Source organism: Reticulibacter mediterranei (genome assembly GCF_016587455.1).
Window position 1 is genome coordinate 6281214 of record NZ_BNJK01000001.1, and the last position, 12763, is coordinate 6293976.

13 protein-coding genes and 1 pseudogene are annotated in these 12763 nt (G+C 51.1%); 9 read left to right on the plus strand and 5 right to left on the minus strand.

What is annotated here, in order from left to right:
* Positions 1-58: 58 nt before the first annotated feature.
* On the minus strand, positions 59-523 hold the full coding sequence (locus K3T83_RS27190) for a hypothetical protein (RefSeq protein ID WP_220206060.1): 465 nt from the start codon (positions 521-523) through the stop codon (positions 59-61).
* A 326-nt stretch (positions 524-849) separates the two neighbouring features.
* Here K3T83_RS27190 and K3T83_RS27195 point away from each other — a divergent pair, with 326 nt between their 5' ends.
* The 3 genes and pseudogenes from K3T83_RS27195 (at position 850) to K3T83_RS56420 (ending at position 2788) form a co-directional block, all read left to right on the plus strand.
* A complete protein-coding gene (locus K3T83_RS27195; RefSeq protein WP_220206061.1) occupies positions 850-1404 on the plus strand; it encodes a TlpA family protein disulfide reductase in 555 nt (184 codons plus the stop codon).
* The gene (locus tag K3T83_RS27200; RefSeq protein WP_220206062.1) at positions 1401-1862 is read left to right on the plus strand and encodes an SCO family protein; all 462 of its coding nucleotides are present in this window, start codon (positions 1401-1403) and stop codon (positions 1860-1862) included. Before K3T83_RS27195 ends, K3T83_RS27200 begins: the two co-directional genes overlap by 4 nt.
* A 92-nt stretch (positions 1863-1954) precedes the next feature.
* A pseudogene (locus K3T83_RS56420) lies at positions 1955-2788 on the plus strand (heme o synthase).
* 220 nt (positions 2789-3008) lie between these two features.
* Here the strand turns inward: K3T83_RS56420 and K3T83_RS27215 are convergent.
* Both K3T83_RS27215 and K3T83_RS27220 read right to left on the minus strand, forming a co-directional pair.
* Positions 3009-3449: a hypothetical protein gene (locus tag K3T83_RS27215; protein ID WP_220206065.1), complete on the minus strand. Its 441-nt coding sequence runs from the start codon at positions 3447-3449 to the stop codon at positions 3009-3011.
* Between the two features lie 18 nt (positions 3450-3467).
* Positions 3468-3644: a hypothetical protein gene (locus K3T83_RS27220; RefSeq protein WP_220206066.1), complete on the minus strand. Its 177-nt coding sequence runs from the start codon at positions 3642-3644 to the stop codon at positions 3468-3470.
* A 1272-nt stretch (positions 3645-4916) separates the two neighbouring features.
* Between K3T83_RS27220 and K3T83_RS27225 the strand changes: the two genes are divergently transcribed.
* Complete coding sequence (locus K3T83_RS27225; protein WP_220206067.1) at positions 4917-5618, plus strand: haloacid dehalogenase type II; 702 nt, start codon at positions 4917-4919, stop codon at positions 5616-5618.
* Between the two features lie 279 nt (positions 5619-5897).
* Here the strand turns inward: K3T83_RS27225 and K3T83_RS27230 are convergent, their stop codons facing one another.
* Both K3T83_RS27230 and K3T83_RS27235 read right to left on the minus strand, forming a co-directional pair.
* Positions 5898-6320 carry a hypothetical protein gene (locus K3T83_RS27230; protein WP_220206068.1) on the minus strand — a complete coding sequence of 141 codons (423 nt, stop codon included), beginning with the start codon at positions 6318-6320 and terminating at the stop codon, positions 5898-5900.
* A 73-nt stretch (positions 6321-6393) separates the two neighbouring features.
* On the minus strand, positions 6394-7047 hold the full coding sequence (locus tag K3T83_RS27235) for a hypothetical protein (protein WP_220206069.1): 654 nt from the start codon (positions 7045-7047) through the stop codon (positions 6394-6396).
* Here K3T83_RS27235 and K3T83_RS27240 point away from each other — a divergent pair.
* The 5 genes from K3T83_RS27240 to K3T83_RS27260 all read left to right on the plus strand — a co-directional run bounded on the left by K3T83_RS27240 (position 7030) and on the right by K3T83_RS27260 (position 12763).
* Complete coding sequence (locus tag K3T83_RS27240; protein ID WP_220206070.1) at positions 7030-8070, plus strand: hypothetical protein; 1041 nt, start codon at positions 7030-7032, stop codon at positions 8068-8070. The two genes, K3T83_RS27235 and K3T83_RS27240, sit on opposite strands and share 18 nt — an antisense overlap.
* Before the next feature lie 179 nt (positions 8071-8249).
* Positions 8250-9275, plus strand: a complete 1026-nt coding sequence (locus K3T83_RS27245; protein WP_220206071.1) for a LacI family DNA-binding transcriptional regulator — start codon at positions 8250-8252, stop codon at positions 9273-9275.
* A gap of 168 nt (positions 9276-9443) precedes the next feature.
* Entirely contained in the window at positions 9444-10778 is a 1335-nt protein-coding gene (locus K3T83_RS27250; protein ID WP_236065000.1) for an ABC transporter substrate-binding protein, read from the plus strand.
* 293 nt (positions 10779-11071) lie between these two features.
* On the plus strand, positions 11072-11836 hold the full coding sequence (locus K3T83_RS27255) for a carbohydrate ABC transporter permease (protein WP_373324614.1): 765 nt from the start codon (positions 11072-11074) through the stop codon (positions 11834-11836).
* A 15-nt stretch (positions 11837-11851) separates the two neighbouring features.
* Positions 11852-12763 carry a carbohydrate ABC transporter permease gene (locus K3T83_RS27260; protein ID WP_220206073.1) on the plus strand — a complete coding sequence of 304 codons (912 nt, stop codon included), beginning with the start codon at positions 11852-11854 and terminating at the stop codon, positions 12761-12763.

Below are 12763 nucleotides of genomic sequence, written 5' to 3' on the forward strand. Positions count from 1 at the left end.
AAAGCTTCTTAACATGCAGACGTGTAGAAGAGCGCTCTTCTACACGTCTATTTTCGTGTTATGCTGGTAGTATCGCTGAAACAGGGGCAAGATCAATCACAGTCCAGCTATCAACATATTTAATACAAGATGCATAGTGGGCTGTAAGTATTGCATATATATGTCCTATCCTTCTATCGTCTGTAAGGCGTATCATCAGGACATGATTCCCTTTACGTGCTTCATGTAGATAGATATCGCCAAAAGCATCATCCATGAAAGAGAGGAAACGTGTCAACATCTTTGCAAAGCGGTTTTGCTGACGACTTTTCTGCTCAGCAGCTTCTATGAAATCCCAACTCGCCATCACGTGAATATTGCTGGCATGAAATCCGGCGTTTCGCAACATATAGACTGCCTGCACCATATATTGGAGATCGTTTATAACGCAATGCACGTATTTGCTGGGGAAGGGGTGTGCAGGAAACTCTCGCTGAGATGATACAGGTAACTCATAGGTATCTTGCACTTCTATATGCTTCACTTTAGAGAAACCTCCAAGTTGGTTCTATTTTTTCATTGATCGAGACGCTTATAACCAGGATAGCATCATTTTATTGGAAATGGACAAGAAAATGTGCCTGTTTCACTCTGATTTTCTCTCATATTGACTGGCGAGAAAAATTTCTTGCCTGCTTTCTATCAGCTAACCTCAGTATTTACCTGTTGCCTGTCTCTCTCGTTATAGGACTTCTACGAATCTACTACGTGAGAGGGTTTCAGTTTTTTTGCGGTGTACGCTTGACGATGACTCTCTTTTCTTTTATAATTTCCTTTATTAAGTGAAATATTGCAATGGATATGCATGATATGACAGAAAATAGCGTGGAAGCAGCTATACCGAAAAAACATTCTCGAAAGCGTCGAACGGTCGTTTTCGTGACTGTCACTATCATGAATGGTGTGTTGTTGACAATACTTGGATTTGCTCTGTTGACACCCGCAGCCAATCAATCTCAGACAACTACCTCCAAAAACAGCTTCCTCGGTGATGTGCATAGCCCGCTGTCAGGTAAACCCGCTCCAGACTTCGCTCTCTCCATGTTAACAAAGAGCAACGTTATCGTGCATTTAACAGATTTTAAAGGTGAGGTAGTTGTGTTGAACTTCTGGCAATCATTTTGTGATCCCTGCAATACAGAAGCACCATTTCTGCAAAAAACATGGACACAGATCCATGAGCAAAAGATCGTTTTCATTGGAATTGATGTGCCCGATACGCCCGCAGCGGCTCGTACATTCTTGCAGAAATATGCCATTACGTATCCCAACCTTGAAGATACACTCGATGGTTCGATAAGCTCTCGTTATAGTATCGATGGCTTCCCGGAGACCTATTTTATCGACCAGAATGGCATCGTGTGACCCTTGCTTCTTTGCAGGGACGCGAGGTTGCGCTGGCCTTTATCGATTCGCGCTGCAAAACGTTGTGTCCATTAACGGCGACGATCATGTATAACGCGAAGGCGCGACTGGAGCCTGTTGCTGCTCAGCATATCTCGCTGGTTGCTATCAATGCCAATCCAGCGGCAACGAGCATTACAGAGGTACAATCCTGGTCGATTGAACACGGCATGCTGCATCAATGGGTGTTTCTTACGGGTACAAGCCCGCAACTCCAGACTGTGTATCATCTCTATGGTATTTACGATCAGGTGAGTTCAGATGGGCAAGTGGTGCATGATCCATCGATCATGATAATCGATGCTCAGGGACATGAGCGGCTCTACTTTGAGACGTTTAGCTCAAATAGCCAGGCGGACCTGAACAGCGAAGAAGCCGGGCTGTCGGCTGGTATGAAGCAATGGCTTCCTGTTCATTGAGTTCTACCAGTTTTTGTAGCAGCTATTGAACTGGTCAGGAGATTCTCATGAAATCTGTACATGCGCGTGTGATTACCAACTATATTGATTTGATGAAGCCGCACGTGACAGTGTTGTTGCTCGGTGTGACAGCAGCGGCGATGGCGATAGCCCATCAAGCGTTACCGCCTCTCATGCTGGTCATTTCGACGTTGTCAGGTGGCGCAATGGCAGCGGGTAGCGCGAACTGCATCAATTGTTATATTGATCGAGATATTGACCAGATTATGGGAAGGACGCAACATCGCTCTTTGCCTGCTGGCCGTGTGGAACCCCGGCGGGCGCTGATCTTTGGCATCATCCTGGGCGCAGGTTCTTTCTTTGTGCTTGCCATCTTCGTGAATTTGCTCAGTGCTATACTGGCCTGTTCAGCCATTCTTTTTTACGTCTTTGTGTATACGCTTGGCCTCAAGCGGACATCGACACAGAATATTGTGATTGGTGGCGCGGCGGGAGCGGTGCCTGTCCTGGTTGGCTAGGCAGCTGTGACCGATAGCCTGAGCTTACCGCCGATCTGGCTTTTTGCTATCATCTTTTTCTGGACCCCTCCACATTTCTGGGCACTTTCGTTGCTGATTCAGAAAGATTATGAAAAGGCGAACATCCCGATGTTACCTGTTATGAAAGGCGAAGAGGAGACGAGGTGGCAAATCCTGCTCTATTCGATCCTTTTGCTGGCTGTGACGCTCGTACTTTTCGGTATGGGAGCTATGGGCTATTTTTATCTGATTGGGTCCGTTTTGCTGGGTGTAGGAATGATCTATCTGGCGTTGCGTCTCTGGCGCGACAGGTCGAATCACTGGGCGCGAACACTTTTCTGGTACTCAAACATGTACCTGGCACTGATTTTCGCTGTCATGGTCCTGGATCGGTTGATTATACGCTGAAGTCTTGATAAAAGGAACTTACACCTTGTTCAGGATTTTGTTATCTCAGTTCTGACAGAACTCTTCTATCCCCACTTTTTTAAGGCGGCGATAGAAGAGTGTGCCTTGTTGGTATTGTTTTCCATTAGTTGATCTGCTAGTGCTACCTGTTCCACTGAGAGCATCTCTATGATCGTCATATGGATCTGGCTCGCCTCCATCGTTCGATATGATTTGACTTCTACACCCAGAAATGAGTGCCGATGGAGAGGTTCAACGTGACGGCCCACGTCATATACAGCAGCCAGATACCAGTAAGGAGCTGCCATAGCGCGACCAGGCGACTACCAACAGGGAATAGCCCAAAACGAGTGGGAGCCTCTGTCAGGTAGATAAGGGAGAGGCCGATAAACACAATCGCAACAGGGACGTCAGCAGCGGCGAAGAAGATGACGACGCCAAGTAAGGACAGGAAGAAAAAACTGATGGCCATCCAGGCATCAGGGAGAGCGCTTGCACCAACGAAGCGGCGCTCAGCCATCGCAAGCCAGTGAATTCCGTAGGCTGTAAAGGCAAGTGCCGCCATGTAGAGCGGCGAAGTACTGGTACTTCCCGGTTTTGCAAAGATGTTAAACCATGTCAGCCCCGTGAGGAGATAAAGGCCAGTAATAATCTGTAACACACCCGGCATCCAGAACCCTCACATTCCCATCGTCTGCTCGATTTTGGGAGTGGCTTCGTTGGGGTAGCCGAACAATGCTTGTCCACCCCAAACAAAGTAGCCAGTGCCCAGACCAAAGAAACCGATCGCTATCGGAATGAACGCCGACTGTGGGAAGACGAACGGTGTCACCTCAGAAAGAACAAAGTGGAGCATGGCAAAGCCTCCTTGTTTGTAATCAGCATGATGAACACGGTCTATAAGGACGTGGTAAAGAAAAAATAGCTAGGATAGTCAGATTAGGTATGAGATGTAAATCTACAATATGTCGATCAGAAACTCTATAATTAAATAACAAAATCATTAAATGCTATCTATATAATTAAGAAATATACAACCAAAATCAAGCAGCGCAATACAGCCAGATATGAATTTGGCCGAGCGGGGGTGGAGGAAATCGTTAGAGGCAATCAAAAATGTCCGTGCCCTGCAACGGGCCAAATCCATTAATGCCGGACTACTTTCTCTTCCCAAAGGAGATCGCTAAATGATTTACTTGCGACCCTCTGTCGGACTGGCTCAGTCCTTTCGACGTCAAAGAGTTTGACGGTTCCAAGGAGATGGGTGGAAGTTTCAATCCCTGTCGGGTTGGATCAGTCCTTTCGACTGTTACCTCTCTAGTATGGCCTGAGCAGTCGCCAAAATCCATCATATGCAAGAGATTAGCAGGGCTTTCCAGTTCTCCGCTCAAAGGGGTGCAGGGTCTCCCTGCCGGGGTCTGGGGTGTCCCCAGTTTCCTTCCCTCCTTCGCGCGCCGCCTGCGACGGCGCGCAAAAGAGAAGAAAAAAGGTTTTTGCGGGGACACCCCGCACCCCGGCAGAGGGCTGCCGCCCTCTGCACTCCCGCTAGATGGGAGAATTGGAAAGCCCTGAAGAGATTAGGAAAACTGGCCTCATGGTTAAGAGGATCGAGACAGCAAATGAAGCAAATATTTGACAGCAGTGACGGCGGAGAGGGTAAATTTTATGCCCAACTGTTAGACAAGATGCAACAAAATGAGAATAATAGCAGCTTTCAGTACAATAAAAACAAAGGGTGGACAAAGCTGTTGAAACCGACTAGAATAAAAAGTGTATTCCAATATGTATGACGATCACTACACTGTAGCAATTCTGTAGTAACGCCCACTGGTAGAGATATTTTTTCACACGACCTCACACTCAAACCACTGAGAAATCAAGCACATGAAACACCTCTGCGTACATTGAAAGGCAAGAGGTCAATAGTTCAAATCCTCCGTACCAAAAGAACGCTACCTTTTAACAGATATCTGGATAAACGTATTCTTTATGGAGAGAAAGGGCAAAAAATATTATTTGAAGCAGAAGGAATTAGGTAGGACCCGGTTAAGAGGGGCCTATCCACAGTCGATAGAGGCTAAATGAGGAGACGATACTCACACTCTTGTACATGAAAGAGAGTACAGGTATGAATCTTAAACAGGTGAAGGCACTCACATTCGATGTTTTCGGCACTGTTGTAGATTGGCGTCATAGCATTATACGTGAAGGGGAACAAATTGGACGTCAGAAAGGGCTTACAGTCGATTGGGAAGAGTTTGCCAATAAATGGCGTAACGGTTATGTTTCTTTGGTGGGAGAAGTAAAAAATGGAGAGCGGGCTTGGACAACTGTAGACTCCTTAAACCGTCTGTCTCTGAACAAATTGCTTCGCGAATACCAAATCAATGATCAATTTACTGAAAATGAAAAAGACAACTTCAATCGTGTATGGCATCGCCTTCTTCCCTGGCCTGATGCTATTCCTGGACTCACTTGGTTGCGGAAACGTTATATTCTCGCAACGCTATCAAATGGAAATATATCTCTGCTGGTGAATATGGCGAAGTATAGCGCTCTCCCCTGGGACTGCATTTTTTCAGCAGAATTAGTGAAAGCCTATAAAGACGATGCTCATGTTTACCAAATGGCGATTCATCTTCTCGGTTTACAGAGTTATGAGGTGATGATGGTTGCTGCACATACATATGACTTGGACGCTGCTAAGAGGCAAGGTATGCAGACAGCCTTTATCTGGCGTTCGCAAGAGGAGCTGCAGCGTCCACATAAGTCGAAGTATGACATTGTCTGCGACGATTTCCTGGCGTTAGCACAAAAGCTTGATGCATGAAGTAGATAAGATTAGTAGTTATTGTGTCGGCCAGTAATCTGCCACTCTTACCCATCCACGTTCACTTCTCATGTTAATCATCCCTCGTGAGCGGCGAGCTATTGGCTCCTGCCCTAATATGAAAATGATATGAAACCGCTTACTAAACCATTGCAATTGTTCGAGCGCTATGTTACTCTAGCCTTGGAGAACTTTAGCGCAGTGCCCGCGCCGATGTTTCCTGCGCCTGTGGTGGGCTGCGATCAGCGGCGATGCGATTGCGCTCCTTGTGTCTGACACTCAGAGAAGTGTCAGGGTCCTTTCCTGCTCGTCATCTTCGGTCACAGGTGACCGAGAGGTCCTCTCCGCTCTTTCTGTCGTAGGACGGTTGAGTGGAGGCAGACTGAGAGCAAGGATGGCAGGATAGCCGTCTCCTGGCTGCTCGCGAACCATCTTGCCAGCAGCAAAGCGGTACGATCGGGTCCCGGTTCGTCGCCCGATGGTTGTCTCTCTGCTCCTGTGCGCTGGAACGCTGCGGTACGGAGAAGAGGGAGCAGGCACGGTTTCTACTGCTGCCAGATGAACCCTGAACTGCCAGGGAGAGGTCCCCCCTGGGAGACATCGCTGGCGCACATGCCCGTAGCACTGTGAGCAGCGATGGAACAGTGGATCACATTCCCTCACGCGCTTGCGCCTGCTCGCGCCATAGGTCCGTCGTGGCACCTCATCCCTGATCAGGTCAGAAACAAGGGAGGAGGGTAATCCGTTAACGTCGTCTGGGCGAAAATGCCCGGGGTCAGGAGGTGAAACTACAACTTAATAGGAAGGCAGAAGGGGTAAGCAGTTCCAACGTGAAGGGAGCAGAGCAGTGAAAGGCTCTGTCGGAGAGAAGCCTCGCGATAGGTTCAGGTCTTGGCCTGCCGAGCGCCGGATCAGCCTCCTGATGGCGGGGTTCACGGTCATTTTCCTCCTGATCGGCATTCTGCGGATCGTGTTCCGCATGCTGTGGATCGTGGCGCAGGGTGCCCGGGGCTTCTTTAGAGAAGCAATACCCGCGATGTTCAAGAGCTTGACGGTAGCTCCACCAGCCTTCAGGAAAGCCAGTCGTCTCGCCCACTGTGGGGCCGTCTTCTACATCGGCCAGTACCTGTTGTTCCTGTATCTGGTGAAGGTGAAGTCGGGGTTCGTCGTAGGACGCCTCGGCTGGATCCCGACCTGGTACGCCATCTTTGTGATGAGCATACCGATGAGTTGGTATCTCTCGCTGCTCGTGGGGCTCTACCAGTTCTACTGCCGTCGCGGCAAGCGACTTCCCAACAGCGATGTAGAGTGGCAGCAGATCCTTGAGGCCACGAAAAGGCTCTTCCGGCGTGGGACGGTCATCGGTATCATCAGCTCCCTCGCCGCAACTCCTCTCGGAGTGGGGCTCGCCATGCTTCTCAGTGTGCATGGGCTGCTGCAATTTTCGCTGATTCAGCTTGTGGAACTCTACCTGAGCAACAAGATTGGGGTGAAGACCAATACCTTCTGGACGGGGCTGTCAACTAGAAGGCCGGGAGTCGTTTCGAAGGAAACTCCGTACGGGCTTCTGGCTGCCAAGGTCTGGCGCAGAGCATTGTGCTGGTGGGTCGTGCCGGTCTGGCAGGGCGCAGCTCTTACTGGATCGAGTGGCGCGTGGGCCGGTTCTACTTGCTTGGGAGTCGATCCTGCTGATCTGGTCCAGGCAGTAACGCCTGACGGGTACAAGCATCCGGCTGTTAAGCTCGTTGCCCGGGTGCGCGGTGAGTTGAGCGAGCTGGCACGCAGCAAGGTAGCCAACGCGGTGAGAACGGCCCGGCGAAACCGGCAGTATGGCCGGTGGGCTGTTCTGAGGCTTCGGCTGCTGGGCAAGTTTCTCTTGTCCATGCTGCTGCAACCGTTGGGCCGGGCATCTATCCGTTCCGTGCGGTGGCTCTTGCCAAAGCGCGAAAACGCCGAGTTGCAGTCACTCATGCGTCTGGTGCGTGTGGCCCACGTTCTGGGAGTTATCCTGCTGTTCACGCCGGTGATGCTGTTCCGCCTAGCGCCTGGCGCGGTCGTGCGTCGCAAGAACGACTTCATGATCTTCTCTCCCCTGGTTGGGCAAGTGGGGATCAAGTTCATGATCGAGGAAGAATCGGGCATGAACTACTACCTGGCCGAATATGGGCAATGGCCTTGCGGCGACGAGGCGGAGATGGAGGTCTTCGGAAACGCTGGGCGTCTCATGGTGACGAGCGTGCCCGACACCGCGGCCAACATCGGGCCAGTCCAATGGGCGACCAACTGGCTCAACAGGTTGATCGGCAACCACAACGCGCAGGTCTATCGGGTTCTGCCTGGTGGCCTTAACATTATCTTCGCGGGGCCTATGACTGCCGCGCAAGCGCAGGCCCTCGGCAAAGGTTCGGAGCAGGAGACTTCCGAGCCTGAGGTAGAGAGCAACACTCTCTGACCCCTTTCTGGCCTCAAAGGAGTCACCACATCCAGTGGTGGCTCCTTTCCTTTTTAGCCGGGGGAATGGAGCTGAACTGCTTGTGCTAGAATGTCCCTCGATCCCCCCTTGACAATCCTTCTCTTCGCTTGTATATTTCTCGTAAGCGTTTTCATTCTATTTTCAGAAAGAGGTTGGTGATGTCAGCAAGTTTACGGGAGGTGGCGGACAGAGTCGGCGTTTCTTTAGCGACTGCTTCTCGTGCGCTAAACGGTAAAGGCGGGGTGAAGCCAGAGACTCGTCAGCGCGTGCTAGAGGTGGCTCAGGAGTTACAGTTCTCCTTCAGCATGGCTGCGCGCGGACTCGTGACTACAAAGACCGAAACGATCTGCTATGTGGTCCATCAGAGGCATGCCCCTTTCGATGGTGATCCTTTCTATCCCATCATTATGCATGGGGTTGAGGCCGAGCTGAGGCGGCATGACTATCATCTGCTGCTCAGCACAATTAGCGATGAGCAGTTTAAGGATGTCTCGGCCTTTAAGCCTGTTGCGGAGCAGCGCGTGGATGGAGTGCTTCTGGCCGGGCCGGATATTTCGCCGCGCTTTATCCTGGCGCTGAAGCAGCTTGAGGTGCCTGTGCTGCTGATCGATAATGTCCTGGAGAACGGGACGGTTGATGCTGTGTATAGCGACGATATCCAGGGAGGTCGCCTGGCGACACGGCACCTGCTTGAACATGGACATAGCAAGATCGTGGCGCTGCTCGGTCCTGAGGCGTGGGCCAGTTCGGCTCATCGCGGGCAGGGCTATCGCGAGACGATGATAGCAGCCGGCCTGGCGCCGCACATCTTCCACGCTGAGGGTACGACGCTGGAGACTGGTAGCAGCATGATGCAACAGGCATTGCAGGCTATTCCGGATTTGACGGCGATCTTTGCTGCCAACGATGCAATGGCGCTGGGGGCGATGCGGGTGCTGGCACAACAGAAGCGACGTGTGCCGGAAGATGTGGCAGTGATTGGCTTCGATGATACGAACTATAGTACGCTGGTTGATCCTCCTCTGAGTACGGTGAGGATATTTAAGCACGAGATGGGGCGGGCTGCGGCCCGACGTATGCTGAGCATGTTGACGGATGAGAACGGAGGTCCGGCGATGCAGACGGTACTGGCAACAGAGTTAGTGCCACGCCGTTCTTGTGGTTGTGAGGATCAGCCTCTATAGGTTTTGCAGGATGAATACAACAAAGAGAAGGAGGTGCAAAGGCCAGAAGAGAGGCCTATTTTTTAAGACTGCCCTATGATCACACAGAGACCCTCATTATGCAAAGGTATCATTGCCATCCTTGTTTCTCTGAGAGAGCATATAGTGCAAAATTAGGAGGATTCAGCTATGGACAGATCAGCAACGAAGCTGAGAACTATGATCCGCTGCGGCCTGCTCGTCCTGACGACGAGCATTCTACTGGCCGCTTGCAGCGGCGGAGCACCCGCAACAGGCATGACGAACTCAAGCCAATCGATTACTTTTTGGGCCGCGCCCAATCCCCCGCAACAGGCGTTCTGGAGCGGTATGGCAAAGCAATATATGGCTCAGCACGCTGATATCAAGATTACGGTGCGAGCGATGCCGGAGTCGCCCAGTTCAGAAGCGGCCATTCAGGCAGCGCTGGCGGGCGGCACTGGCCCGACTGCCTCGGAAAATATCTTCACAGGGTTCTCTGGACAATTAATTAATGATCAGGCTATCCTACCACTTGACCAGATGCCGGGATGGGGTGACCTCATCACGGCTCGTCATATGAATCAGAGTATTACTAGTTGGAAGTACAGCGATGGGCATACTTATGTCCTGCCAATTTATACTAATGCTATCCTGCTGGCCTGGCGTCTGGATCTTCTGAAACAACTCGGCTATGATAAACCTCCTCAGACCTACAGTCAGGTGATGGATCTAGGCACGAAGCTGAAGCAGAAATTCCCTGATAAGTTTATCTGGGCGCGGGGTGAGCTGACGCAGAATACCTGGTGGCAGCGCTGGTTCGACTTCTTCACCCTCTATGATGCCGCCAGCAATGGGCAGGGCCTGACCAGCGGCAACAAAGTCAGTGCCGATGACCAGAGCGCCATCAATACGCTGAGTTTTATGAGAGATCTGGCACAGAAGAAACAGTTGTTGACGCAGACGGCCGTCGATCCCTTTGAGACAGGTACCAGCGTGATGAGTATTATCGGACCCTGGCAGTTTACCTACTGGCAACAGAAATATCCGCAATTGAAGCTCAACAAGACCTATGTGTTGGCGCCTCCACCCGTCCCGGACAGTTATCCTGCCGGGCAGGCCATCAAGACCTTCGCAGATGCCAAGGGCATCGTGATCTATAAACAGGCTTCGGCGGCGCAGCAGCAGGCTATGTGGCAATTTGTGAAATGGGTTTTCTCTAATCCTGCGCACGATCTGCAATGGTTGCAGACCACCGGCCTGCCATCTGCGCGCGATGATCTGAGTGCTAACACGGTTTTCAAGGCGTATCTGGATCAGCATCCAGAACTGGCCAGTTTTGCCCAAAATATTCCGAATGCAGTCCCGCCGTTGACCGCGCCAAAGTATACCGACATCCAGGTGGCGCTGGGCGATGATGCAGTGATACCAGTTGTGAAAGGTCAGATAGCACCAGATAAGGCCTGGGAGAACTGGAAGAAGGCAGTTCAACCGCTGCTGGGCTAGCTGCTTCGGGTTAAGGTGCCAGACAGAACTGTATTCTGCCTGGTTTCCTGCCCTCACATAAAGGCCGCTTAGCATACCAGGAGAAGGTCAGAAAATGCTTTGTCCTTCTCCTGGCTTGAGGAACGTTTCCGATGACGGATACACAAAGTAACGAGACGATAATTGAACAGGATCAATTGGCCCCAACTATCTTAGTAACGAAGGCCGTACAACGCGTTGCCAGTCGCCAACAGTGGCAGCGTTTCTTCAGAAATTTCTGGCTCTATCTCATCGCTATCCCGGTGCTTCTGCTGATGATTTTGCCCTATTTCTATCTCTTTGTGCAATCGCTAGCACCCTGGGATCAGGTTGATAGCGTTTTTGTGCCCAGCAGCTTCACCTGGCGCTCCTATGAGTGGATCTGGACTGGAGGCGGCTATGGTCTGCCGCAGCCCTGGCTTCAAGCGCTGTTCAATAGTATGCTGGTCACGATCGTGGATAGTGTGAGCGTTGTGATTGTAGGGGCTATCGTCGGCTATGCCCTCTCGGTGCTCCCCTTTCGCGGGCGCCGCACCATCAACACGTTTATTCTCTTCCAGATGTTCTATCCGAGCATTATTTTGCTCGTGCCGACCTTTCTGATTATTCGTATTGCTGGACTCTACAATACCTACTGGGCCATGATTATTCCGCGCCTGGTCAGTTTGTGGGCCATCTTTATGTACACCAGTTTCTTTCGCTCCGTCTCCCCTGAACTGATAGAGGCGGCGCGCATTGATGGAGCTAGCGAGATACGCATCATTTTTCAGATGATGCTACCTATCGCACGCGGTATTACCACCGTGATCTTTCTCTTCGTCTTTATGGAGCGCTGGACAGAGCTCATGTGGGATCTGATTGTCGTCAAGGACCCGGAGACGCAGACGCTGAATGTGCTGCTCTCGACCTTATTTGGACCCTATCACTCCTTTCCCGGCCCCTTATATGCTGCCGGAACCATCCTGACATTGCCGATCCTGGTGCTTTTTCTGGTGTTTAGCCGCAATTTTGTGAAGGGCGTGCAGCTCGTTCTACGTTAAGAGAGGAGAGGAGCTATGGTTCTGCCACTAACGGCACGAGGCAAACGCAGCTCATTCAAGAAAGAATTGCAGGGTTGGACTCTGACCAGTCCTTATCTGATTTTTACTGCCATCTTTTTTCTGATTCCATTGATCTGGAGCCTCTTTTTGGTTTTTCAGCGCTGGGATCTGATCGCACCAACGCCTGTCTTCGTCGGGTTGGCAAACCTCAAAGAGGCGCTGACCAGCCCGCGCGTCTTACAAGCATTTCTGGTGACTTACAAATTTATGCTGCTCTTTGTGCCGCTGGTGATGGCTGTCTCAATCGGCCTGGCGATGCTGGTGCACCATTTGCCGCGCTACAAGCCGCTTTTTGCAGTTGGCTTCTTTCTCCCCTATCTGGCCTCGGGGGTCGTTATCTCGTTAGTGGTACGAGGAGTAATTTCTTATAACAATACGTTTGAGACGTTTCTACGCCATAGCTTTGGCGCATCCCCTGATTGGCTTAACGATGGCACGCTGGCAACACTCCTTATTACCCTGATGATGATCTGGAAATTTGCCGGGTATTATGCGCTGATTTTTCTATCAGGTTTGCAGAGCATCCCGGCAGATGTGTATGAAGCAGCGTCGCTGGATGGAGCCAGTGGCTGGAAGCAGTTCTGGCATATCACGCTGCCGTTGCTCTATCCAGCATTCTATACGGTGCTGATCATTGCCGTTGGACTGACTTTCTCGATCTTCACCGAGCCGTTTGTGCTCACCAATGGAGGGCCGCAGATGGCGACACAGACCTGGCAGTTAGAGATCTATTATCAGGCGTTCGATCTCTTCCGCGCGGGTTACGGCGCAACGGTTGCTCTGCTGAATGCTGTGGCCACGCTTATCTCGATTTTGATAATTCGCTCCCTTGTTGAGGCCTGGGGACGTCGCAACGGTTGGGAGTAA